The sequence below is a fragment of the Dehalococcoidia bacterium genome (assembly GCA_025054935.1).
In the GTDB taxonomy this organism is placed as follows: Bacteria; Chloroflexota; Dehalococcoidia; order SpSt-223; family SpSt-223; genus JANWZD01.
Genome location: JANWZD010000019.1, coordinates 1 through 23,723, shown reverse-complemented (window position 1 = coordinate 23,723; position 23,723 = coordinate 1). Strand labels below are relative to the sequence as shown.

22 protein-coding genes are annotated in these 23,723 nt (G+C 66.3%); 14 read left to right on the top strand and 8 right to left on the bottom strand.

Features of this window, described 5'->3' with window-relative positions:
- Nucleotides 1–71 precede the first annotated feature (71 nt).
- The 4 genes from NZ773_15425 to NZ773_15410 form a co-directional block, all read right to left on the bottom strand.
- Nucleotides 72–293: a hypothetical protein gene (locus tag NZ773_15425; protein MCS6803317.1), complete on the bottom strand. Its 222-nt coding sequence runs from the start codon at nt 291–293 to the stop codon at nt 72–74.
- 66 nt (nt 294–359) lie between these two features.
- Nucleotides 360–2,045 carry a cation:proton antiporter gene (locus tag NZ773_15420; protein MCS6803316.1) on the bottom strand — a complete coding sequence of 562 codons (1,686 nt, stop codon included), beginning with the start codon at nt 2,043–2,045 and terminating at the stop codon, nt 360–362.
- 76 nt (nt 2,046–2,121) lie between these two features.
- On the bottom strand, nt 2,122–2,484 hold the full coding sequence (locus NZ773_15415; GenBank protein ID MCS6803315.1) for a peroxiredoxin family protein: 363 nt from the start codon (nt 2,482–2,484) through the stop codon (nt 2,122–2,124).
- 18 nt (nt 2,485–2,502) lie between these two features.
- Complete coding sequence (locus NZ773_15410) at nt 2,503–2,637, bottom strand: hypothetical protein (GenBank protein ID MCS6803314.1); 135 nt, start codon at nt 2,635–2,637, stop codon at nt 2,503–2,505.
- 102 nt (nt 2,638–2,739) lie between these two features.
- Here NZ773_15410 and NZ773_15405 point away from each other — a divergent pair, with 102 nt between their 5' ends.
- From NZ773_15405 to NZ773_15395, 3 genes are all read left to right on the top strand, one after another.
- Nucleotides 2,740–3,462 (top strand): metal-dependent transcriptional regulator, encoded by a 723-nt coding sequence (locus tag NZ773_15405; protein ID MCS6803313.1) that lies wholly within the window; start codon nt 2,740–2,742, stop codon nt 3,460–3,462.
- Between the two features lie 200 nt (nt 3,463–3,662).
- Nucleotides 3,663–4,694 carry an LLM class flavin-dependent oxidoreductase gene (locus NZ773_15400; GenBank protein MCS6803312.1) on the top strand — a complete coding sequence of 344 codons (1,032 nt, stop codon included), beginning with the start codon at nt 3,663–3,665 and terminating at the stop codon, nt 4,692–4,694.
- A 29-nt stretch (nt 4,695–4,723) separates the two neighbouring features.
- Nucleotides 4,724–5,818 (top strand): YCF48-related protein, encoded by a 1,095-nt coding sequence (locus tag NZ773_15395; protein MCS6803311.1) that lies wholly within the window; start codon nt 4,724–4,726, stop codon nt 5,816–5,818.
- A gap of 16 nt (nt 5,819–5,834) precedes the next feature.
- On the opposite strand, the gene NZ773_15390 is transcribed toward NZ773_15395, so the two are convergent.
- The 3 genes from NZ773_15390 to NZ773_15380 all read right to left on the bottom strand — a co-directional run bounded on the left by NZ773_15390 (nt 5,835) and on the right by NZ773_15380 (nt 9,737).
- Nucleotides 5,835–6,146 carry an antibiotic biosynthesis monooxygenase gene (locus NZ773_15390; protein MCS6803310.1) on the bottom strand — a complete coding sequence of 104 codons (312 nt, stop codon included), beginning with the start codon at nt 6,144–6,146 and terminating at the stop codon, nt 5,835–5,837.
- A gap of 934 nt (nt 6,147–7,080) precedes the next feature.
- The gene (locus NZ773_15385) at nt 7,081–8,643 is read right to left on the bottom strand and encodes an ABC transporter substrate-binding protein (protein ID MCS6803309.1); all 1,563 of its coding nucleotides are present in this window, start codon (nt 8,641–8,643) and stop codon (nt 7,081–7,083) included.
- Between the two features lie 149 nt (nt 8,644–8,792).
- Nucleotides 8,793–9,737, bottom strand: a complete 945-nt coding sequence (locus NZ773_15380) for a cyclase family protein (protein ID MCS6803308.1) — start codon at nt 9,735–9,737, stop codon at nt 8,793–8,795.
- A 62-nt stretch (nt 9,738–9,799) separates the two neighbouring features.
- Here NZ773_15380 and NZ773_15375 point away from each other — a divergent pair, with 62 nt between their 5' ends.
- Together NZ773_15375 and NZ773_15370 are read left to right on the top strand one after the other, a co-directional pair.
- Nucleotides 9,800–10,570, top strand: coding sequence for an aminotransferase class I and II (locus NZ773_15375; GenBank protein MCS6803307.1), 771 nt, complete (start codon nt 9,800–9,802; stop codon nt 10,568–10,570).
- Nucleotides 10,557–10,982, top strand: coding sequence for a DUF3037 domain-containing protein (locus tag NZ773_15370; GenBank protein MCS6803306.1), 426 nt, complete (start codon nt 10,557–10,559; stop codon nt 10,980–10,982). The genes NZ773_15375 and NZ773_15370 overlap by 14 nt, the downstream gene beginning before the upstream one ends.
- Before the next feature lie 50 nt (nt 10,983–11,032).
- On the opposite strand, the gene NZ773_15365 is transcribed toward NZ773_15370, so the two are convergent.
- Nucleotides 11,033–12,424, bottom strand: a complete 1,392-nt coding sequence (locus NZ773_15365) for an amidohydrolase family protein (protein MCS6803305.1) — start codon at nt 12,422–12,424, stop codon at nt 11,033–11,035.
- 59 nt (nt 12,425–12,483) lie between these two features.
- Here NZ773_15365 and NZ773_15360 point away from each other — a divergent pair, with 59 nt between their 5' ends.
- The 9 genes from NZ773_15360 to cas2 all read left to right on the top strand — a co-directional run bounded on the left by NZ773_15360 (nt 12,484) and on the right by cas2 (nt 23,448).
- Entirely contained in the window at nt 12,484–13,572 is a 1,089-nt protein-coding gene (locus tag NZ773_15360) for an LLM class flavin-dependent oxidoreductase (GenBank protein MCS6803304.1), read from the top strand.
- A 705-nt stretch (nt 13,573–14,277) separates the two neighbouring features.
- Nucleotides 14,278–15,246 carry a zinc-binding dehydrogenase gene (locus NZ773_15355; protein MCS6803303.1) on the top strand — a complete coding sequence of 323 codons (969 nt, stop codon included), beginning with the start codon at nt 14,278–14,280 and terminating at the stop codon, nt 15,244–15,246.
- Between the two features lie 258 nt (nt 15,247–15,504).
- Nucleotides 15,505–17,712: a CRISPR-associated endonuclease Cas3'' gene (locus NZ773_15350; protein MCS6803302.1), complete on the top strand. Its 2,208-nt coding sequence runs from the start codon at nt 15,505–15,507 to the stop codon at nt 17,710–17,712.
- 558 nt (nt 17,713–18,270) lie between these two features.
- Complete coding sequence (gene cas5c, locus NZ773_15345; protein ID MCS6803301.1) at nt 18,271–18,918, top strand: type I-C CRISPR-associated protein Cas5c; 648 nt, start codon at nt 18,271–18,273, stop codon at nt 18,916–18,918.
- On the top strand, nt 18,918–20,594 hold the full coding sequence (gene cas8c / locus NZ773_15340; protein MCS6803300.1) for a type I-C CRISPR-associated protein Cas8c/Csd1: 1,677 nt from the start codon (nt 18,918–18,920) through the stop codon (nt 20,592–20,594). Before cas5c ends, cas8c begins: the two co-directional genes overlap by 1 nt.
- 10 nt (nt 20,595–20,604) lie before the next feature.
- Nucleotides 20,605–21,504, top strand: coding sequence for a type I-C CRISPR-associated protein Cas7/Csd2 (gene cas7c / locus NZ773_15335; GenBank protein MCS6803299.1), 900 nt, complete (start codon nt 20,605–20,607; stop codon nt 21,502–21,504).
- A gap of 5 nt (nt 21,505–21,509) precedes the next feature.
- Nucleotides 21,510–22,121: a CRISPR-associated protein Cas4 gene (gene cas4 / locus NZ773_15330; protein MCS6803298.1), complete on the top strand. Its 612-nt coding sequence runs from the start codon at nt 21,510–21,512 to the stop codon at nt 22,119–22,121.
- 3 nt (nt 22,122–22,124) lie between these two features.
- The gene (gene cas1c / locus NZ773_15325) at nt 22,125–23,150 is read left to right on the top strand and encodes a type I-C CRISPR-associated endonuclease Cas1c (GenBank protein ID MCS6803297.1); all 1,026 of its coding nucleotides are present in this window, start codon (nt 22,125–22,127) and stop codon (nt 23,148–23,150) included.
- Between the two features lie 7 nt (nt 23,151–23,157).
- Complete coding sequence (cas2, locus tag NZ773_15320) at nt 23,158–23,448, top strand: CRISPR-associated endonuclease Cas2 (GenBank protein ID MCS6803296.1); 291 nt, start codon at nt 23,158–23,160, stop codon at nt 23,446–23,448.
- Nucleotides 23,449–23,723: the final 275 nt, after the last annotated feature.

Genomic DNA, 23,723 nt, shown 5'->3' with positions numbered 1-23,723 from the left:
GCGTCGGAGGAGCGAAGGGGCGCCCATCCTACGGGACTGCTCGCTGCTGGGCGCTCGCTGCGTCGCGGCGCTCAGCCGGTGGGTGGCGGCGTCCACTTCCAGCCGGTCTGCGCTTCGACCTCGCGCAGCTCCTGGCGCCGCCGCTCGACAAGGTCGCGGGCTTTCTCCTGCACCCCAGCGCGGTTCAGGAGGAGGCCGATTTGGGTATTGCCATGCCAGACCTGAACGTAGTCGCCGTCGACGACGAGGCGGTAGTGCTCGCGCTGCTGTTCTTCGGTCAAGGTGGGGTCCATCGGCGAACCTCTGCTTCTTGCCCTCCGGCAGGGAAGATTGTGGTAAAGGAGAGTGTAGCGGAGCCCTCAGTCCTCGTCCGCCGCGCCGCTCACCCGGCGGGCGATCAGGCGCGCTTCCTGCGCGCTGATGCCGAAGCGCTGGAGGGTGAAGCGCGCCATCTCCGCGGCCGCTTCCAGTTCGCCGACGACGGCGACCGTGACCCCGCGCGCGACGAGGTAGTCGCGCTCCTCGCGGCTGGGAGCGCGCGCCACGAGAGTGAGGTGGGGGTTGATCTGGCGAGCGTAGTCGACAATCCGTCGCGTGGTGAGAGTGTCGGGGACGGCAATCACAAGCGCTCGCGCTCCTTTCAGGCCGGTCTGGTCGAGCACGACCGGCAGAGCGGCATCGCCGAGGAGGATTGCGCCGCCGCGCTCGCGTCCCCGCTCGACGACGCGCTGGTCGAGATCGATGGCGATCCAGCGCAGCCCGCGCCGCTCCAGCACCGCCGCGATCGCGCTGCCGACTTGGCCAAAGCCGCAAATGACAACGTGGCCTCGCCGCGGCGCGTCGTCGCTCGGGGGGAGCGTGGCGAGGGGAGAGGGTGGCAGCCGGCGCTGGGCCCAGCGCGCGAGGGGCTTGGCGACCTCGTAGACTGGTGCTGCGAGCACGATGCTGATGACCGACCCTGCCAGCATGACGTTGAAAACGAGGCTGGAAACGGCGCCCAACTCGCTGCCGAGCCGCGCCAGCAGAAAGGAGAACTCGGCGGACTGGGCGAGCAGCGCCCCCGTTGGAACGGCGACGATGAGGGGGACGCGCAGCGCCCAGGCGAGCGCGGCGGAGAGCGCGCCCTTGGCGATGACGATCAGCGCGGCGGTAAGTAGGACGAGCGCGAGATTGTTCCAAGCGAAAAGGGGGTCGACGAGCATCCCGATCGAGACGAAGAAGAGACCGGCGAACAGGTCGCGCAGCGGCATCGCTTCGCCGAGGATCTGGGAGGACAAATCGGACTCGGCGACGACGACGCCGGCGACGAAGGCCCCCAGCGCGAGCGAAAGCCCGAACAGCGAGGCGAGCCAGGCGACGCCCAGCGCGACGGCCGCGACCGAGAGCACGAATACCTCGCGGCTGCCAAGCGCGGCGATCCGCAGGAACAGACGCGGCAGCACCCACGACCCGACGGGCAAGACGAGGACCAAAAAGATCGCTGCTTGAGCGAGCGCGAGCCCCACTTCTTCGAGCGGATTGTCGCGTCCGGCTGCGAGCGCGCTCAGGACGACGACGAGGACGATCGTGCTGAGGTCCTGCACGGTCGACCAGGCGAGCGCAAGCCGGCCTTCCGGCGCGCCGCCCGCGCCGCGCTCGTCGAGCACTTTGCTGAGCACGGTGCTGGAGGAGTTGGAGAGGACGGCGCCGAAGAACAGGCTTTCGATCGGCTGCCAGCCGAGCAGGTGGCCGACCGCGGCGCCGAGGCCGATCATCGCCAGCACTTGGAGCGTGCCGCCGCCGATCGCCACGCGCCCGGCGCGCACGAGATCGCGCAAGGAGAGCTGGATGCCGATCGTGAACATAAGGAGGATGATGCCGATGTTGGCGAGTGCTTCGACCGTCTGGATGTCGCCGACGACGCCAGGAGTGAACGGCCCGATCGCAACCCCGGCCAGCAGATAGCCGAGGATGACTGATTGCCGCAGGCGAAGGGCGCTCGCCGCACCAACGATGGCGACGGCGAGCGCCAGCGCAAGATTGACCAGCAGGGATGAGGGGTCCACGCCGCTCCCTGTCCCGCCGCGGTGGCTGGGTGGGCGAGATCGCTTTGGGCAATGCTACCGGATGGCGGGGCGGACGCTAGCGGCGAATGTTCTGGAGGTCCCAATCCGGACGGATGGCGCGGCTGATCTCGCGAAAGTCTTGGCGCAATTCTTCGAGGGTCGGCCGGCCCCAGAACCAATAGCCGTTGTAGATCTTGTGGATTGTCAGGTCGGGGTAGAGCGTGAAGCTGTAGGGGATGATCGGATCGTGGCGCGGGTCGGTCGTCTCTTGGAGGTCGAGCAGGCGCTGCACCTTCCGCTCGTAGTCGCACAGGAAGGGGAACTGCGCGCCGAGGCCGGCGCGAAAGGCAGCGCTGACTTCGGGAGGGTCGGTGCTCATCACGACGAGGGAGGTATAGGCGACCGCGATTTCCTTCTGGAGCTCAACGAGCCCCCGCAGCTCCTGCTGGCACTTGGGTCACCACCAGCCGCGGTAGATGATCAGGGCGAGCGGGTCGCGGCCGGCGAACTCGCTCAGCCGGCGGAGGGCGCCAGTATGGTCGGGCACTTCGAAATCAGGAAAGGTGTTGCCCACTTGAATCTGCGGGATCATGTAGTCTCCAGCCGTGATACGCTGAAGACATCATACCATGCCAGCGGGCGAACTGAACTGCGCTTTCGTATGATTGGTGACAGAACCGACGGGGGAGGGGTCGTGCCACGCTCGCGCGTCCATCGCGGCGACCACGGAGCGCCACTCGGCCAAGCTGCCGAGGACTATCTCAAGGCGGTCTACCACTTGCAGGCGAGCGGTCAGGAGGCGACAACGTCAGCGCTTGCCGGTCTCCTCGAAATCAGCGATGCCTCGGTGACGAGTATGAGCAAGCGCTTGGCGCAGCTTGGTCTTGTCGTCCATACGCGCTATCACGGCGTGGAGCTGACCCCTGCTGGCCGTAAGATTGCCCTCGAGATCATTCGCCACCACCGGCTGCTTGAGCTCTACCTTGCTGAAGTGCTCGGCTACTCCTGGGACGCGGTGCACGCCGAGGCAGACCGGCTGGAGCATGTCATCTCGGAAGAGTTCGAAGAGCGGATCGACGTTCTCCTTGGCCGGCCGACCGTCGACCCGCATGGCGACCCCATCCCGACAAAAGATTTGGAATTGGTCGAACCGGCATTGATCCCGCTTTCGCGGCTCGAACCCGGTCAGCCAGCCGTCATCCAGCGCGTGAGCGACCGTGACCCTGCGCTCCTGCGCTACCTTGCGTCTCTCGGGATGTTTCCCAGCGTGCCGATCGTTGTGCGCGAGCGCGCTCCCTTCGGAGGGCCTATCCACGTGCAGCTTGGCGACAGCGAGCACGCGGTCGGTCCCGAACTCGCTTCCCACGTGTTTGTCCGCGTCCTCGACGAGGAGCCGGCGCCCCCTGCCGGCCCGTAGCGCAGGCAGCGCTCGAGGGGGATGAAGACGGACGCTTGCCGGTGCCGTGCGAGGAAGGAGTAGGGTTCTGTGCGGCGCTCCACGTGCGCCGATCGCCGCTTCTCCGCCATCTGGCCTAGTGACGAGCGGCCATTTGGCGGTCGAAGGGGGAAGACGAGCCGGCGTACAATGAGAGAAGCTTTGCGCGGGAGGAGGATTCCGTGCACTTCAGCCTGTATATCAATCCCCAGACAAGCGGTCCGGATGACGACCTGAAAGTGATCCGCGCGGTCACGCAGCACATCGAGTATGCCGACCAGAACGGCTTCGATGCGGTCTACCTCACGGAGCATCACACCACTGGCTACAACGCCTTCGCCGACCCCTTCATGTTTGGCGCGTATCTCGCGAACCGCATCCGACGGATGACGCTCGGCTTTTCGGTGGCAGTGCTGCCGTTCCATCATCCGCTGCGCTTCGCGACCCACTGTAACCTGCTCGATAACTTCTACGAGGGGCGATTTATCGCGGGCTTCGGCACGGGCAATAGCCCGCTCGAGTACGAGGCGTTCGGCATCCCGCTCGAGGAGAAGCGGGAGATTGTCAATGAAGCGATCGAAGTCGTGCTCGGCTGCTGGCGCGGCAACTATGAGCATCACGGCAAGTATTTCAACGTCAAGGTCGAGCGGGTTATCCCGGCGCCCTACACCAAGCCGCACCCGAAGGTGGCGCGCGCGGTCACGAGCGACGAATCCCTCGTCGATACGGCGCGGCGTGGCTGGCCGGTGTTGCTTGGCCGTTTCCCGGAGCAGCGGATCAAGCAGTATGTCGACCGCTATCGCGAGGTGCTGGAGGCAAGCAACCACCCGGATGATGTCATTCGCTACTGTCTCGACTGGGTAACCGTCCTGAAGCTGGTCTATCTCGCCGAGAGTGAGGAGCAGGCCTACGAAGAACTGCGGCCATCGCTGGTGCGCTATCTCATTCAGGCGGCCAAGGCGAATTCGTCAGACTACATCCTCGAAGAGCAGGCGAATGAGCAAGCCGAGGAGTTCATTGCGCGGGCGATGATCGTGGGCACACCGAAGCAGGCGATTGAACGGATCGAGTCGTATGCCCACGTTGGCGTTAGGAACATGATGATCTGGACGGCGTTTGGGTCGATGCCGCACGAGCAGACGTTTCGCACGCTGCGTCTGTTCGCCGAAGAAGTGATGCCGCACTTTCAGCGCGTTCCCGCCGGCGTCCGCTGAACTGCCGCGCTCATGCAGAAGGCTTCCCGATGAAGCGTCAGCTCCACTGGCTGGGCACAGCGCTCGCTCTTGCCTTGGCGACCCTCCTCGTTCCCGCGCTAGGGGGAGCGCAGCAGGAGGGACGGTGGTATGTGCCGCTGGCGCAGGTGAGCCGCAACGCTCCGCCTCCGGCTGTGCCGCCGGCAAGCGGCCTCTGGTCGGTCGTTCCGAGCCCTCCGCCGGGCATCGCGCTGTTCGCCGTCTCGAGCGCTGGCGCACGCGACTTCTGGGCGGTGGGCTCAGGCGGGACGGTGCTGCACTCTGCGGATTTTGGCGCGACCTGGCGGCAGGTGGATGCCGGGACGCGCGCCGATCTCTACGGCGTGCGCTTCCTTGATGAGACGACCGGGGTGATAGCGGGGGTGGGAGGAACGATCCGCCGAACGGCCGATGGAGGCCGTACTTGGTCGACGCCGGCAGGGGGCAGCGGCAATCTCGGGTTTATCTGGTTCGCCAGCCGGTCAGTCGGGTTCATCGGGGGGGATGGGGGGACAATCCTGAAGACGACCGACGGCGGGGTGACCTGGGCGCGCCAGAACAGCGGCTTTGATCGTGATATTACCGGCATTCACTGCCGCAGTGAGGCTGCGTGCTGGGCGGCGGGGAGCACCGATACCGGCGGCGTCGTCCTACGGACGGCCGATGGGGGAAGGACGTGGCAGCGGGTCGGCGAGAGTGCGGGGTTCACGCCGCTCGGTGCGGTCTGGTTCCTGCGCGATCGAGTTGGGGTGGTTGGCGGCGACCCCACTTTCGCCACCGGGCAGAGCAACATCTGGCGCACCGACGATGGCGGGGCAGGGTGGCTCCGCGTGCAGACGGACATCTTCGGGCCGGCGGTCACGGGGTTCGCGTTCGTTGACGAGGCGACCGGCTGGGCGTCGGCTGAGGAGCGGATTGTTCTCCAGACGGCCGATGGCGGCGCGACTTGGCGCACTGTCGTCGAGCAATTGAAGACGCCCGGCCAGAACCGCTGGCTGCACGCGATCGCTGCTCTGCCAAGCGGTCACGTTGTCGCAGTGGGTGCCGTCTATCCCGCAGACGGCAGCTTCACGCCGCTGGAGGCGATCATCGTCCGTCGGCACTAGCGCTGCGACCGCGCCTTCAGCGCTCAGCTGCTTCGTCGAAGATCAGGTCGCATTCATCGCGCTCCATCGCACCCTCGAGGACGTCGCGCGGGCGGTGCTGCGCAAAGAGCGCTTGGAACTCGGCGCTCTCGAGGAATGCGCGTGCCTGGTCGGCACTCTCCCAGACGCTCTGGTAGAAGTAGCGCCGCGGGTCTGTCCTGCTGCGGACGAGAGTGCGCTTGATGAAGCCGGGCGCTTTGCGCTGGAGCGCGCCTTCGGCAAACTTCCACGCTTCATAGTGAGCATTGCCGCCCGGCTGCACGGTCGCCTTGACATGGAGAATCCACATCTCGCCTTCCTCTTCGGTGGATGAGTGCATTGTCGCACGGGGCGGGAGGGTAGAACGATCTTGGCGGGAGCGCCGACCGCAGATTCTCCCGCCAGCGTGACAGCGAGCGGAGCGGTGCCGAGTGGGGCCGCCGCGCATCTTCTAGAACTGGAATTAGGTCCTCGACTGCGGCGCCCGACGCCGGCGGCTGTTCTCAGGAGGGCCGGCCGACCGCGGCTGACCGCCGGCGGGAAGAGATGCTCATGGTGGCCGTTGGCTGCGGGCTGCGCAAGGCTGGTTGCCGGTGAAGCCGGCGCGCCTCCCTCGTGAAGACGCGAGCGGGCGGCCATCGACGTAGTCGACTGGCAGGTCTCCTCGGCCAAGGGGCGGCTGCGGACCCTGAGACAAAGGCGACGATCGCGCGGCGACCGTTCAGTTCGTGATCCCGCCGCTCCGTCCCCCCGATTGGGAGGCGATCTCGGGCGAACTCTGCGCGACGGTTGCACACTGCAGACCGGCGCGTGATCGGCTCCTCGTCGCCGGTCTCGTCACAACGGGGTGCGGCCGCGTTGCCAGTATCGTCTCGGCGCGGTGCGGGGTCGGCGTTGCCTCGCCGTTGATAGTGCAGGCTGGCTGTCCTGTTCTCGCTCGGTCCAGGCGGAAGGCAGCTCTCCGCAGGGCTGAGGCCTGCTCTCCTCCTCCGGAGGTTCCGACCGTTCTCGGCGCCGGCCATCCGGGAAAGGAAGAGCGGCCGGGCTCTCCTGTCTGCATTGGCAGCGTCGCAGCCGTCCGTCCCCGCCTCGCGGGAGCGAGACACGGTCGCCTGCTGAGTCTGTCCCGCGGTCCCCCGGACGTCGTGGCGGTCTCCGCCGAAGTGACAGCAGGCGGCCGCAGAGAGCAAGAGCGGCGGGCCGAACAGCCCGCCGCTCCGCGGCCCATCAGGACGGGAAGGAGGTCATTCGACCTTATAGACGTCGTCGTAGGTGAAGAACGCCGGGTTGTCCCAGACGAAGCCGCGCACCTTCGAGCTGGTGATGTGGAAGACCGACGAGATGATCAGGTGGACGTGAGCGACATCATCGTAGAGGACCCGGACGGCGCGGCGCATCAGCTCTCCCCGCTTCGCGACGTCGAGTTCGGCGTTCGCGAGCTGCATCAAGCGGTCAAACTCGGGATTGCACCACCAGTGGAGCGCGTTGTTGCAGCTGTAGAGCCCCTGCGCGTGGGTCATGAACCCGTTCGTGTCGCCGGTCGACTGGACGAAGAGGTCACCCTTCACCTGATTGTTCCGCCCGTAGTATTTGTCGAGGAAGGCGGCCAGTTCGTAGGGGGTGACAGCGGCCTCGATGCCGACAGCGCGCAGGTCTGCCTGCAGCGCAGCCGCGAGGTTCGGGTTGACCGTCTGCGGCGTGAACTCGATGCCGACCGGCAAGCGGAAGCCGTTCGGATAGCCCGCCTCAGCGAGCAAGCGGCGCGCCATTGCCGGGTCGTAGACCGGCTTGAGGTCGTCGTTCCAGCCCGGGCTATTCGGCACGGAGAGCTGAGCCGAAGGGATCGCGTAGCCTTTGAAGAGCGTGTTGGCGATCGCCTCATTGTTGACGGCGTAGTTCAGCGCCCAGCGGACGCGCTTGTCTTGGAGCGGCGTGTCGCGCATCCGCATCTCGGGCTGGGAGATGAGCGCTGAGATGTTGCTCGTCGTGCGATATTCGATCTTGGCATCGGTGCGGGCGATCTGCTCGACAATGTCGGGGCTGAGCAGGCCCTGAACGACATCGAGTTCGCCGGTGCGCAGGCCGCTCACCATCTGGGTCTGCTCGGTGATCGAGCGGATAATCAGGTCGGTGATGATCGGCTTGCGGTAGGGATGCTCGGTCGGCCGCTTGCGGAAGACCGCGATGTCGTTAGCGCGGAACTCGACCAGTTCGTAGGGGCCTGAGCCGATCGGCTTGACGGCGAAGCCATCCTTCCCGACTGATCGGTAGTAGTTCCGCGGCATGATCCAAGCGTAGAGCAGGCCGGGGACAACGCTTGCGTCCGGGACGCGCGTCATGACGTCGACGGTGTAGTCGTCGACCATCTTTGCGCCGACCAAGTTGGTCAGCTGGGACATCTGCGGCATGCGCGTCTCGACGATCAAGTTCAGGGTGAACTCGACGTCAGCGGCAGTCAGCCGGTCGCCGTTCGAGAAGGTCAAGTCGCGGCGGAGCGTAAACCGCCAGGTGGTCGGCTCGGGCTGGGTCCAGCGCTCGGCAGCGCGAGGGAGGACGTTGAACTTGCCGTCCACCCAAACCATCGAGTCGTAGATCGCGCTGTAGAGGGCGATGTTCGCAGCAGACGACTCCGGGCTGAGTGTGGCCGGCAGGCCGATCTGAGCGACGCGCAGCGTCTGGTTGGCGGCGCGACGTTCTTGAGGCTGCTGCGCGCCGCCAGTCTGAGCGGGCGCAGTTTGCGGGGCCGGCGCGCACGCCGCAGCCACGACGGCCACGACCGCGAGCAGGCTGCCAAGACGACGACCCATGCGGTCCTCCTTGCGTCTCATCCTCGACCACTTCTGACACGGGAGCGAGGCGTACTGAAATTCCGCGCCCGGAAAACTGACGTGAGGAACACCGGACGCTCCATGCTGTATATCGCCTGCTCCGCTCTGCTGTCAACGATTTTCGGCGCCTAGAAGACTGCCAGCGGGTTCACGGGTGAAGCTGTCCCGCCTTCGAGGATGAGCGGCGCGATGATGAGCTGGAACTCCCACCGGCCGCGCTCGGCGCAAGCGGCGGCGAGTGCCTCCAAGTCGGCGTTATCGAGCAGGTGGAGCCCCATCGCGACGATGCCGACCGTGTGGATCGGCAGTCCCTGCGGTCCTTCGAAGCCGGATGGCACGCAGTCGCTGTAGTTGTCCCCTCCGAGGAGGGCAATCTTCCGCTCGTGCAGCCAGGGCAGTGTTGTCCATTCCAGCCCGGCAAGCGGCAGCATGGGAAGGGGGCCGGGAAGCGGCGGCGGCGGCGCAACACCGGCGCGGGCGCGGGCGTGGCGGCCCGTGCGGACCAGCAGCAGATCACCGTCCTCGAGCGCGACGCCTTCCGCCGCCGCGGCACGCTCGAGGTCTTCCACGGTGATCGCCTCGCCCGGCTCCAGCCACTGGACGCCGCGCTGGCGTGGAATGTCGAGCAGCACGCCGCGACCGACAATCCCGTCGCGCACGGTGTCTATCGCTCCGGCGCCCGCGCCGCGCACGGTGACCATCGAGGCGGACCGGCCATTGTACATCCTTCCTTGATAAAAGATGTGGCAGAGCGCATCGAGGTGCGTGATTGTCGACCCGTGGGGAGCGAGGGCAAACCAGTCGGTCGCGCCGCTGGCGTTCTCGAGGTCGCCGTCGCCGAGCATATGATGAAGAACAGGAAACGGGTTCTGGGGGCCCGGTCTCGTGGCGAGCGGCAAGGCGCACGAGACAGTTATGCCGTCGCGAACGAGGGCGGCGGCGCGGCGAACCTGCTCTGGGCGCAAGAAGTTGAGCGTTCCGCGCTGGTCGTCTGGCCCCCAGCGGCCCCAGTTGGAACAGCGGGTGACGAGGTCGTCGAGCATGGTGCGCGAAAGGGGGCGAGCGTGAGCCATGGTCTTTCCTCCGTGTCGAGCATACCAAGCGCGCCGCGCCGCGGCGTGCTACGCTCCTGATGATGCTCCGAACGGTCACTGCTACCCGCTATGTCACCCCGCTGCGGGAGGGCGGCTCGCTGCCCGGGCTCGTCGAGGCGGATGATGACGGCCTGTACGTGCTGAAGTTCCGAGGTGCTGGACAGGGAGCGAAGGCGCTGATCGCCGAACTGGTTGCCGGCGAAATCGGCCGGGCCCTTGGCCTGCCGGTGCCCGAGATCGTTCTCGTCGACCTTGACCCCGCTCTCGGTGCCGCCGAGCCGGACGCTGAGGTCAAAGAGCTCCTAGAGCGCAGCCCGGGGCTGAATGTCGGGATCGATTTCCTGCCCGGCGCGCTGCCCTTCAGCCCGGCGGTGCGCCCCGTGCCTGACCCGCGCTTCGCTGCCGATGTCGTCTGGTTCGACGCGCTCGTGATGAACGTCGATCGTACGCCCCGCAACCCGAATCTGCTTGTCTGGCACGGGCGGGTGTGGCTGATCGACCACGGCGCAGCGCTCTCCATTCACTACACGTGGCAGCGTCCGGCCGAGCATGCGCGTCGGCCCTTCACGCTCATCCGCGAGCATGTCCTGCTCCCCTTCGCCGCCTCGATTGAGGAAGCTGATGCGCGTCTTGCGCCGCGAATTGAGGCGACGATGCTTGCGGCCATCCTCGCCGCTGTCCCGGACGCTTGGCTGATGGAGCATGCGGAGGACGACCCGGCAGCGCGCCGCCGAGCGTATCTGGACTATTTGCTGACGCGTCTCGCTCCACCGCGCCCGTTTGTGGCGGAGGCCGAGCGTGCCCGGCCGTGAAGTGTTTCACTATTCTGTGCTGAAGGTGGTGCCGTCGGTCGAGCGGGGCGAGTGCTTCAACGTGGGGGTCGTGCTGCTCTGCCGGACGCGCCGCTTCCTCGCTGCTCGCACCTGGTTGGACCGGCGCTGTCTTGCGGTGCTGGCGCCGGACTGCGACCCCGACCTGATTCAGCAGTATCTTGAGGCGTTCGAACGGATTGCAGCGGGCGACCGAGCGGCGGGAGCAATCGCGCGGCTTGCGCCCGCAGAGCGGTTTCACTGGCTGGTCGCGCCGTCAAGCACGGTCCTCCAGCCTGGCCCGGTGCATAGCGGCCTCTGCGACGACCCTGCCGCAGCGCTCGACCATCTCTTCAAGACGGTCGTTCTGCGTCCGGGCCGAGCGGCTGGCGCGCCAGAGCCGCCTTCCTTTTAATAGCTGCTCACTACGCTAGGGCGAGGTGGGGCGGCGGTTTCGGCCCGAGGCTACAGAACCGGCCAGCGGGTGAAGGGGACGATTTCCTCGCCAAGCTCGGCGCGGGCGGCGACCTGCGCCATCATCCGGTTTGCCTCGAGCACGACCTCGTCCTCATCCCAGCGGAGATGGCGCCCCGCGCGGATGATCGCCTCGCCGCCGACGTAGACGCTCTCCACCTCGGCAGGAGAGGCCGCCAGCACAATGTTCGAGAGCCGTCCCGGGGGAGGGTTGAGCGGCGGCCGACGAATGTCGAGGAGAATGAAATCTGCCGCCTTGCCGACTTCGAGCGAGCCGATCTCGGCCTCGCGGTGGAGCGCCCGCGCGCCGCCGAGGGTGCCGAGTTCGATCGCCAGCTCCGGCGAGCCAAAGGTGGGGTCGAGGGAGTGAACGCGCTGGAGCAGGAGACTGACTTTCATCAGCTCGAAGAAATTGTGACTGTCGTTAGGCTGATCGAGGCCGAGGCCGAGGCGGACGCCGGCCTCTAGCAGCGCGCGGACAGGCGCGACGCCGGAAGCGATCAGCATATTGTCAACGGGGCAATAGGCGACGCCAGCGTCGCGCTGAGCGATGACGGCGATCTCTTCCTCCGAAAGCCAGACCGGGTGGAAGCCGAGAAAGCGCTGGTCGAGGACGCCCCACTCGTCGAGCAGGAGCATGAGCGGCCGCCCGAAGCGCTCGACCGCATGGGCGGCCGCCTCGCGGCTGTAGGAGAGATGCATCGCGAAGTGGACGCCCCGCTCGCGGCTCCAGCGGGCGAGCGCCTTGAGCAGATCCTCTTCGACGCGGTGGAGCGCCTGCGCCTCGGCGGCGATTTCGATCCGGTCGCTTGCCCAGCGGTCGGTCAGCCGCTCAAGCTCGGGGATCGCCCGGTCGATCGAGTCATGGTAGCGCGGGTCGAGGAAGTCCGTGCGGTTCTGGGAAGCGCGAGTGAACAGGCAGCGCGCGCCCGACTCGGTGATAGCGTGGAGCGTGCCGTCGAGCATCTCCTCCTTGCCGGCGAGCGCGGGCTGGCTGTCGGCGAAGGTGGTGACCCCGGATTTCTGCAGTTCTAGGATCGCCAGCCGCGCGCCGGCATAGCATGCTGCCCCGTCCATCGCTTGGCGCAGCCGCGCCGAGATCATCATCGCTGCTGAACTGCCGACCTGAACGACACGGTCGGCGCCGACGCCGCGGACGTAGCCGCCGATGAGATGGCAGTGCGCGCTAACAAAGCCGGGCAGGAGGATCCGCTCGCTCGCGTCGATAGTTTCATCCGCAGTGAACGGGCAGTCAGCGTCGCGGCCAACGCCGACGATCCGCCCGTCTTTGACGGCAAGGTAGCCGCGACGGAAGACGCGCCGCTCGGGGTCGACGGTGATGGTCAGGCCGCCGCGAACGAGGAGATCAACATGCTCGGGCAAGGGGCCTCCTTCTCCCTCCGCTCGCGCATCGCGCTATGATGGCAGCGCGGAGGGATGCGATGAAGCTGAGCATCGGAACAACGCTTTGGCGAACGCAGGCGGACGGCGATACTCGTCCGAAGCATATCCTCGAGGACTGGCATAGCGAGATCGAGCATCTGATGTGGCAAGCGCAGATGGCCGACATCGGCGGCTTCGAAAATCTCTGGCTGACGGAGCATCACTTTTCGCATCACTCGTCGGCGAGCGCGCCGTCGGTCATCCTCGCCTACATGGCGTCGATCACCCGCCGGATTGGGCTTGCCTATGGGATCGCGCTCCTGCCGATGCACCATCCCGTTCTGCTCGCAGAAGAGATGATGTGGGTTGATCATCTGAGCAAGGGCCGGCTGCGGGTCGGTGTCGGGCGGGGACACACCAACATTGAATTCGCTGCCTTTGGGGTCACTCGCGAGACCGAGCGCGACTCCTTCGTTGAAGCGCTCACCATCATCACGACCGCTCTGCGGGGGGAGCCAGTCGAGTTTCAGGGGAAGGTCTGGAAGACGCCCTTCCTTTATATTACGCCCGGTCCCTACCAACGACCGAGCCCGCCGCTGCATATGGTAACAACCTCCGAGTGGTCGATGCGGCAGGCCGTCGCCTTTCGCGCGGCGCCGATCCTCGGGATCGATGCGCCGGCGGTGCTGAAGCAGCAGCTTGCGACCTTCCGGGAATTGTGTGCTGAGGCGGGACTGCCGGAGGAGACGATCGAGGCGCTCGCGGGCGAGGCGAAATGCACGCGGAAGATCGCGGTCTCTGACAGCCGCGCGGAAGCGGAAGAGGAAGTGTATCGGAGCATGGCGGAGGCCGATGAAGCGTGGTTCCGCTATTCGAAGCCGGTCGAGGACCGCTCCTTTTTCGACCCGTGGGTCCCGGCGACGGCCGAAACGTTTCGGCAGGGGTGGAAATCGTCGACGCCGGGGAAGGACCTCGCCCACGTGATCTGCGGGACGCCCGATGACGTGGTGGACGCGCTGCGCGCCCTGGAGGAGGAGACGGGCATTCGTCATGTCTCGACGAGCGTTTCCAACCACGGGATGCGACGCTCGTTCGCCGAGAAGCAGATGAAGCTGCTCATCGAGGAGGTCATTCCGCGGCTCGACTGAGCTGACGAACGCGTGTGCTATACTGGCTGCCGCAGCTGATGCACGCCCTCGTCAGCTTCTTGGCGGCTGGTCTCGCCGCGATTTTGCTGATGAGAAGGGGCGTGGGGTGGGCACCGGCCTCGGCGTCAGCCCGGTCCGGGACGAAATGCACCGCTGTCGCTGGAGACGCGCCGTGCTGAGGCCCTTTGACGGGCTTCTCGAGAGCTCCCTTGGGACTCGTTCGGGGCGCTCATCGCGCTTTTGCGCGATAGCGGCTGGCCGCTTGGCTGGGGTTGCCGACTGGTGAAGTCGGCCATTGCTGGGGACTGCTCGTTGGGCTGGCGGGCGGGCGGCACGCTCTGGCGGCCCAGGAGGGCGTGGTGGGTCGTCCCCGTGAGCGCCGTGCTTTCTTGCCGCAGCAGTGCCGCGCGTTCGCTAGGAGGCGCCGCGTGGCGAATGGGGTGATCGGGAGCGGCCTTGTGAGAATGCTCGCCCTGATCGGCGAGACGGCGGCCGGGCCCGCTGGAGAGCGGACGCTGCTCGGGTGAGCCGGGAGGAGTTGCCGAGCGGGCGGGGAGAGAATGTGCGATTCGGCGCGGCGCGGGCGCACAGCGCGTTCTCGCTGCGCGACCCGGCGGGGCGCTTGCGCTGGAGCCTGATCATCGTGCTGGGCGCGGCGGCGCCGCGCGGGTCGTCCGCGCGCGTATCTCGAGAGCAGGCAGGACGATGAAAGCGGTCTACGTGCGTGAATTTGGCCCGATTGAGGCGATGGAGATTGTCGATTTGCCGATGCCGGAGCCGGGGCCGGGGCAAGTCCTCGTGCGGGTGAAGGCGTCTGGGGTTAATTTCGCCGAAACGCGGATGCGGAGCGGCGAGTATGGGGGGCAGACGGTCCCGTTCGTGATGGGGATGGAGTCGGCGGGGGTGGTCGAGGCGGTTGGCCCGGGCGTGACGGCGTTTCGGCCGGGAGACCGGGTGTTTGGGCGGGCGCGCGGCTCGCATGCGCAGTTTGTCGTCTTCGAGGCGGCGCATCTGCTGCCGCTGCCGGAGCGGCTCAGCTTTGAGGAAGGGGCGGCGATCCCGGTCGGCTGGCAGACGGCGTGGCATGGGCTGATCACGCTGGCGGATGTGCAGCCGGGGCAGCGGGTGCTGATCGAAGGAATTGCGAGCAGTGTTGGGAGCGCGGCGCTCCAAATTGCGCGCTGGCGGGGCGCATGGGTAGCTGGCACCGCGAGCCGCGACGAGAAGGTGGCAAAGGCGCTCGAGTGGGGGGCCAATGCCGCTTACAACTATCTGACAGACGATGTGCCGGCGCGGGTGCGCCACGATACGGGGGGGCATGGCGCGGATGTCAGCATGCTGACGATCGGGGGCGAGCAGGGCGCCAAGACGATCGCGGCGATGGGAGAGGAGGGCACGGTGCTGCTCTTCGGAAGCACGGGCGGCCGGACGCTCCCTCTCGATCTCAACATTGGCGCCCGGAACCTGCGGCTGCTCAGCTTCAGTATTACGTCGAGCAGGCGCTTCGTGCAGGAGACGATGGAGACGTTCAAGCGGGTTGCGCTTCCGCTTTTCGCTAATGGTCTTTTCAAGCCGGTGGTCGACCGGGTGCTGCCGCTCGAGCGGGTGGATGAGGCGCACCGGCTGGTGGCAGAACGGACGCATTTCGGAAAGATCGTCCTGAGCGTGCCGTAGCGGCTTCGGCAGCGTTCTTTGCGGAGCCTCAAATTGATATGAGCGCGGTGTTGTCTGCCTCGCCGCGCAGCGCTGCCGTTGTGGAGAGCGGCATGACCGCGCGACGCTGGGGCGGGGCGCGCTAAGCAGCGGTCTCGCCCGGCGCTGTGGAGAGCGGCTCGCTGCGCGGAAGGGTCTGAAAGCGCTGCCGGCAATGTTTTCTCTTGATTTCGATAATAGTACAATCACACGCGCGCAGCCTCGTCGGGGAGGGACGCCGTGGCCTACGCTCATTCGAAGAACGCCGCCGGCGAGCGTCAAGACCTCGTCGCGCATCTCCGGGCGGTCGCCGCGTTAGCGCGGGAGTTCGCTGCGCCGTTCGGCGGCGGCGACCTCGCCTATGTCGCTGGGCTCTGGCATGACCTCGGCAAGTTCCACCCGGCGTGGCAGGATTATCTGCTGCGGTCGGAGTCAGAGGAGGAGGCAGCCGCGCGGGAGGGACGCCAAGCGCGGCGGTTTCGCGCGCCGGACCATAAAGGCGCTGGGGCGCGCCTCGCCGTGGAAGCAAAGGCGAGCGCGGCGGCGCTGCTGATCCAAGCGCATCATGGCGGACTGCGCTCGCCGGGAGAGTTCCGCGCATGGCTGAGCAAGCAGCAAACGGTCAGCGCGACGAGTGAGGCGATTGCCCGCGCGCGCGAGCTGCTGCCCGACCTCGTGCCGGCGCAGCCGCTGCGCCTGCCGGAGTGGGCGAACGATCGGCTCGCTGCGGAACTGTTCCTTCGCCTCGTCTATTCGGCGCTGGTCGATGCGGATTCAATCGACACCGAACGGCACCGCGAGCCGGAGCAGGCTGACCGCCGAACGGGGTGGCTGCCGCTCGCGACGCTCTGGGAGCGCCTCGAGCGCGACCAAGCGCGGCTGCTGGCGGCTGTTCCGAACACCACTGTCAACCAAGTGCGGCGTGAGGTGTATGCGGCGTGCCTTGCTGCTGCTGAGGAGCCGCCGGGACTGTTCCGCTTGGCGGTGCCGACCGGCGGCGGCAAGACGCGCTCGGGGATGGCGTTTGCTTTGCGGCACGCGCTGCAGCATGGGCTGCGGCGTGTTGTTGTGGCGGTGCCGTACATCAGCATCACAGAGCAGACGGCGTCAGTCTACCGCTCGATCTTCGAGACCGGGCCGCAGGATCGGGCGGTGCTCGAGCATCACAGCGCACTCGAACTGCCTGACGCGGAGAGTGAGGAAGGGGACGAGTGGAGCCTCTGGCAGCGGCTGGCGGCGGAGAACTGGGACGCGCCGGTAGTCGTCACCACGACGGTGCAGCTGTTTGAGAGCCTGTTTGCGAACGGCCGGTCAAAGACGCAGAAGGTCCACCGGCTGGCGCGGAGCGTGATCCTCCTCGATGAGGCGCAGGCGCTGCCGATCCCGCTCTTGACGCCGCTGCTTGATGTACTGCGCGAACTGGTGACGCACTATGGCGCGACGGTCGTGCTCTCGACGGCGACCCAGCCTGCTTTTGAGATGCTGCCCGAATTTCGCGATCTCCCCGCACGCGATATTGGCGCGGACCCGGCGCGCTGGTTCCGCGCGCTGCGGCGGGTGCGCTACGAGTGGCATCCCCATCCGCTCGACTGGAGCCAGATCGCGGCGATCCTGCGGGAGTCGCCGCAGGCGCTGGCGGTTGTCAACACCAAGAATGACGCGCTGGCGCTGCTGGACGCGCTCGACGACCCGAACGCGCTTCATCTTTCGACCCTGCTGTGCGGGGCGCACCGGCAGGACACGATCGAAGAGATTGCGCGGCGGCTGCGGGAAGGAGCGCCGTGCCGTGTTGTCTCGACCCAGGTGGTCGAGGCGGGGATCGACTTGGACTTTCCGCTGGTCGTGCGGGCATTCGGTCCGCTGGACTCGGTGATCCAGGCGGCGGGCCGCTGCAACCGCGAAGGCCGGCTGACCGAGGGGCGGGTTGTGATCGTCGAGCCGGCGGAGGGCAAGCTCCCGCCAGGGATGTATCGAACGGCAACCGGGGTGACGGCAGGGTTGGTCGGTGGTGAGCCGCTCGATGCGAACGACCCGGCGGTGGCGCGCCGCTATTACGAGGCGCTGTTTTCGGTGGTGGAGCTGGCAACCGATCGGAAGCAGGTGCAGGAAGCGCGGCGCTCCCATGACTTCCCCGAGACGGCGCGGCGGTTTCGCATGATCGACGATGACACCGAGGCGGTAGTGATCACGTCGTACGGCACGCCGGAGCAGCGGGCGCGCGTCCGGGCGCTGGTGGACGACCTGCGGACGCGGCGGGGGAACCCGCGCGACACCCTGCGGGCGCTGCAGCCGTTTGTTGTCAATCTGCGCCGCCGCGCGGCCGATCAAGTGCGCCACTTTATCGTCCCGCTTGTGGATGGCGTCGGCGAGTGGATCCGCGCCGACGGCTACGACCCGGTGCGCGGCCTCGTTGTCGGCGAGGCGCGCCCGGACGAACTCGTTCTCTAGCCGTCTCCTCTAGAGACGGTCTCGAGACAATGAGGCCGGACCCCCCTCTGAGTTCGTCAAGAACTTGTACAGCTGCACCCCCGATCGCGTTCGCCGCACGCGAAAAAGGGGGTGGTCGCCCGGTTTCTGCGTTCGTTCTGATGCCGCGGGGGAGGCGTTCAAGAGGCTCCGGGGATCACTGTGCTCCCGCGCGTCGCTCGCCATTCAGGCGACGATGCTCTGCGCTGACGCGCCGCCTGAAACCTCGCCCGGCATCGCGTGTCGGTTCTGTCCTCTTACTCTCATGGACTGCCGTGACCGCGTCAACTCAAATGTGGCGTGACCGCGGCTCCGCTCTGCTCCTCTCTAGTCCTCAGGCAGTGAAAGAGCGCGTCGTGCTGCTGCGGGTTGGCGTGCCTGAGCACTGACGGTGGTGGAAGGGGTTTAAAAACGGCGTTGCCTTCCTCTCCTGGTAGTAGCTAGAGTTCTCCGGCGTTTCCGCGCCGTTGTCTGAGAACGAAGAACCAATAACTGGATTATGATCACGCTGGCTGCCGAGCAGCCGGAAAGGGGGAGTGAATGCGTTCGGATTCGCGCCACCCGCCCCTCGCTGTCAAGGTGTGGGGCGAGTTTGCCTGTTTCACACGGCCGGAGATGAAGGTGGAACGGGTGTCATACCCCGTGATGACGCCGTCGGCGGCGCGCGGGGTGCTCGAAGCGATCTTCTGGAAGCCGGAGTTTGTCTGGCGGGTCGAAGAGATCTGGGTGCTGAAGGAGGTCCGCTGGTTTTCGATCCGGCGCAATGAAGTGAACTCGCGCGCCAGTCATCGGAGCGCCCAACGCTGGGAGCGTGAGGGCGGCGGCTACTTCGCTGACGAGGATCGCGCGCAGCGGCATACTTTGGCGCTGCGGGACGTGGCGTATGTGATCTCGGCGCAGGTGGAGCCGAAGAGCGGGCGGGCGGAGGACGAGGCGAAATTCCGCGATCAGTTTCGGCGGCGGGTTGCGGAGGGACGCTGCTTCTTCCAGCCGTATCTTGGCTGCCGCGAATTCGCGGCGTTCTTTGGGCCGCCTTCTCCGGACGACCGGCCGATCGACTGGACCGAGGACCTGGGGCTGATGCTGCGTGACCTCGAGTATCGGGAGGACGGCAGCGGAACGCCGCGCTTCTTTCGGGCCCGGCTCGAACAGGGGGTGCTGCGCGTGCCGGCGGAGGAGGCAGCCTGATGTTTCTCGAGAAGCTTGTCGATTACAGTCGCCGGATTGACTTGCCCCCGCGGCTGTATGACGAGCGTCCGGTGCGCTATGTCATCCAGCTCCGCGCTGACGGCCGTCCCGCTGCCCCGGAACCGCTGGATACTGCGGACAAGGAGAACAAGCGGGGGATCCCGCGTCGCGTGCCTAGCTTTGCCCGGGGGAACGTTGACGTCCCGCTGCTGTTTGCCGATCACGCTGAGTACACGCTCGGCGTGGGACGCGAGGGAGCGGACCCTGACAAGGTTAGGAGCCGGCATGCGCTCTATCGCTCTGCTGTCGCGGAGTGCGCAAAGGTGACGGGCGACCCGCGTGTGGAGGCAGTGGCGACGTTTCTCGAGGCTGGCCCGCTGCAGCAGCTGCGGCTGCCGGACGACTTCGATCCGAGCGCGCTGATCACCTTCACTGTGGATGGCCAGTTCGTGGTTGACTTGCCGGCGGTGCAGCAGTACTGGGCGGACCGCAATGAGGCGAAGGACGCGTTGGAGATGCAGTGTCTGGTCTGCGGCCGGCGGCGGCCGGCGCTCCGGATCCTTGAAGGGAAGGTGAAGGGGATTCCCGGCGGCCAGACCTCGGGCACGTCGATCATCTCGGCGAATGCCGAAGCTTTTCTCTCCTACGGGCTCGAGCAGTCGTACATTGCGCCGACCTGCCCGGAGTGCGGTGAGCGCTTCACGAAGGCGATCAATTCGCTGCTTGCTGATCGATCCTCGAGCCGGCGGATCGGCGGCGGGGTGTTTGTCTTCTGGACGCGCGATGATGTCGGGTTCGACTTGCTGCAGTACATCGACAATCCGGAGCCGGTGCTGGTGCGGGAGTTGATCGACGGGCTGATGCAGGGCCGGGACCTGACGAAGGCGGTGGACGAAACGGCGTTTTACGCGGCAAGCCTGAGCGCGAGCGGCGGGCGGGCGGTGGTCCGCGACTGGATCGACAGCACGGTTGGGCAGGTGAAGGACCGGGTGGCGGAGTGGCTGCGCCGGCAGGCGATTGTGCAGCGGAACGGTGAGGAGCCGCGGGGCCAGCAGCTGTGGCGGCTGGTGGGGGCGACGGTACGCGACCTGAACGATGCGCCGGCGGCGACGCTGCAGGCGCTGCTGCGTTCGGCGCTGCTGGGGACGCCCGTTCCGGAGCGGCTGCTCTATCTGGCGCTTCAACGAACGCGCGCTGATCTCGAGGTTTCGGAGGCACAGGCGTCGCTGATCAAGCTGGTGCTCTGCGGCGCAAACGAACGATGGGAGGAGACTTTGACGCGATTAGATCCGACCCTTGATGACCCTGGCTATCTCTGCGGCCGGCTGTTCGCGACGATCGAGCAGATCCAGACCGCGGCGGCAGGGGGCCAGGAGGTGAAATCGACAGTGGTTGACCGGTTCTACGGCACGGCGTCGAGCGCGCCGGCGACGGTCTTTGGAACGCTGCTGCGGAACGCGCGAGTGCGGCTGAGCCAGCTAGAGGACAGCAACCCCGGCGCATATTGGCGGCTGTTTAACCAACTGCAGGATATCGCCGAACGGCTGACAACGCTGCCGCGCACGCTAACGCTCGAACAGCAGGGGCTGTTCGCGCTTGGCTATTACCACCAGCATGCGGAGAACCGAGCGGCAGCCCGCGCCGCTGCGGAACGTCGCGCCCAGGCACAGAACTGAGGAGGGAACGATGTACACGGATATCAGCAAGCGCCATGACTTTGTGCTCCTCTTCGACGTGACGGATGGGAATCCGAACGGCGACCCGGATGCCGGCAATCTGCCGCGCATCGACCCGGAGACGATGCAGGGGATTGTCACGGACGTCTGCTTGAAGCGGAAGGTGCGCGACTGGGTGGACCAGCACCACGGGACGAAGGAGAGGACGAAAATTTATGTTCAGCGCGGGGAGGCGCTGATCGCGAAGCACAGGCGGGCCTATGACGCTGAAGGTCTGAAGCCGATAGGGACGAAGCAGCCGCCCAATGACGTCGAGAAGGTACGGGCGTGGATGTGCCGCAACTTCTACGACATCCGGATGTTCGGCGCGGTGATGTCGGTGGGGGTGAACTGCGGACAGGTGCGCGGGCCGGTGCAGTTGACGTTTGCTCGTTCGATTGACCCGGTGACGCTGCTTGACCTGTCGATCACGCGGGTCGCGGTGACGCGTGAGGAAGACGCGCAGGTTAGGGAGATTGAGGAGGGGCGCGCGGCCGGCAAGCAGACGGAGATGGGCCGGAAGCCGATTGTGCCGTATGGCCTCTACCGGGCGCATGGGTTTGTCTCGCCGCATCTCGCGCAGGACACGGGAGCGACGGATGAGGATCTGGCGCTGTTCTGGGAGGCGCTCCAAAAGATGTGGGACACGGACCGCTCAGCATCGCGAGGATTGATGGCGTGCCGAGGGCTCTATGTCTTCACTCATGAGCGGCCGACGGGGAATGCGCCGGCGCATCAGTTGTTTGACTTGGTCACGGTGGTTCGCAACCCCGAGATTGAGGCGCCGCGACAGTTTCGCCATTACACGGTGACGGTTCCTGAGCAGTCGGCGCTGCCCCAGGGGGTGACGCTGACCCGTCTTGTCGGCTGACTTCGATGGAAGAAGTGCTCATCTCGGCGATCGAGCATTGGAGCTACTGCGAGCGACAATGTGCGCTGATCCATGTGGAGGGGACGTTCGAGGAGAATGTCTTCACGATCCGCGGGGCGATCGCGCACGAGCGCGTGCACTCGGGCGAGATCACGGTTGAGCATGGGGTGCGCGTCGTGCGGGGGCTGCCGATCTGGAGTGATCGGCTGGGCATTCACGGAGTGGCGGATGTCGTTGAGCTGCGGCCGGAGGGGCCCTACCCCGTTGAGCACAAGGTTGGGCCAACGGGACGACATGCTGCGCTGCAGCTCTGCGCCCAAGCGCTCTGTTTGGAGGAGATGTTTGGGCAGGCGGTCCCGCGCGGCGCGCTCTACAGCCATGGGACGCGGCGACGAGTGGAGGTGGTGTTTGACGCGGCGCTGCGAGCGGAGACGGAGGCGGCGATCGCGGCGATCCGGGCGATGATCGAGGAGGGGCGCTTGCCGCCGGCACCGAATGATCGCCGGTGCCGGCATTGCGCGCAGCGGGATGTCTGCCTGCCGGCGGCCACGGGAGAGCCGGCGCGGCTGCGGGCGCTGCAGCGGGAGTTGTTCACCCTCCCTCCTGATGAGGGCTGAGCGATGCGCGAGCTGCTCAACACGCTTTTTGTCCAAACAGAAGGGGCGTATCTCTCGCTCGACCAGGATACGGTGCGGGTCGAAATTGACGGAACGGTGAAGTTGCGGGCGCCGCTGCTGAATCTTGGGGCGATCGTGGTTTTTGGGCGGGTGATGCTGACTCCGGCGTTGATTGCGCGCTGCGCGGTCGATGGTCGGAGTGTTGTCTGGATGTCGTCGACGGGGCGTTTTCAAGGGCGGTTGGAGGGGCCGGTTCGGGGGAATGTGCTGCTGCGGCGTGCGCAGCACCTTGCGGCGCTGGACGAGACGCGTACCGCGCGAATTGCGCGCCAAATTGTGGCCGCGAAGATCCAGAACAGCCGGCAGTTGCTGCTTCGCGTTGGGCGTGACTCGGAGGCCGAGGATCGGAATCGGCTGGCGATGGCGGCGGCGGAGTTGGCAGATATTCTTGCGCGGCTGCGCGCGGCGACTGAGTTGAATGTGATTCGCGGGTTGGAGGGAGAAGCGGCGCGGGCGTATTTTGGGGTCTTTGGCCGAATGGTGCGGGTGGACCGGGAGGAGCTTGCGCCAGATGGGCGAACGCGACGGCCGCCGCGAGACCGGACGAATGCGCTGTTGTCGTTTCTCTATGCGCTGTTGCGTGGGGATTGTCAGGGTGCCTTGGAAGGGGTGGGATTGGACCCTCAGGTGGGCTTTCTGCACTCGCTTCGGCCGGGGCGTCCTGCGCTCGCGCTTGATCTGATGGAGGAGCTCCGACCGTCGGTGGATCGGCTGGCGCTGGCGCTGATTAATCGTCGGCAGATTCGGCGGGAGCATTTTGATCTCCTGCCGGGCGGAGCGGTGTATCTGAATGAGGCGGGACGGAAGGTGGTGATTGTTGCCTATCAGGAGCGGAAGGCGGAGGAGGTTGAGCATCGGGCGCTGAAAGAGAAGGTGGCGTGGGGGCTGGTGGCGCATGTGCAGGCGCGCCTGCTCGCGCGCTATCTGCGCGGAGATCTGGCGGAGTATCCACCTTATCTGGCGCGGTGAGGATGCGGTGGAGATCTTGGTCACCTACGATGTGGCGACGGAAACAGCGGAAGGCCGGCGGCGGTTGCGGAAGGTGGCGGAGATCTGCCAAGCGCATGGTCAGCGAGTGCAGAAGTCGGTGTTTGAGTGCATCCTGTCAGCGGCGCAGTATGAGCGGTTGAAGGACAAGCTTGCCCGGGCGATCGACCCGGCCGAGGACAGCCTGCGTTTTTACCGGCTGGCGGAACCGCGGGAGAGGCATCTGGAAACGATGGGGCGTCAAATCGTGTATGACCTGCACGATCCGTTAGTGTTGTAGGTGCGCGAACCGTCGGTGGTGGGACGCTGTGCGTGAGGTTCGCGCATGATTTCTGCCGCGTGGCCGCCCGGGAGCGGTCTTGGCGAGATTGAGCGGCTCTCTCTACGCTGTTGATTGAGGAGTTTGACTCAAGGAAGGGAGGTGAGAGCTACACGAACTCGGACAAAATTTATGGTTCTCTACCGTTGCACCTATCTTCGTGATAGGTGAGGATTGAAACAGCTCGCTGAGCTCGCCGCACGGCTCGAGGCGATTGTTGCACCTATCTTCGTGAT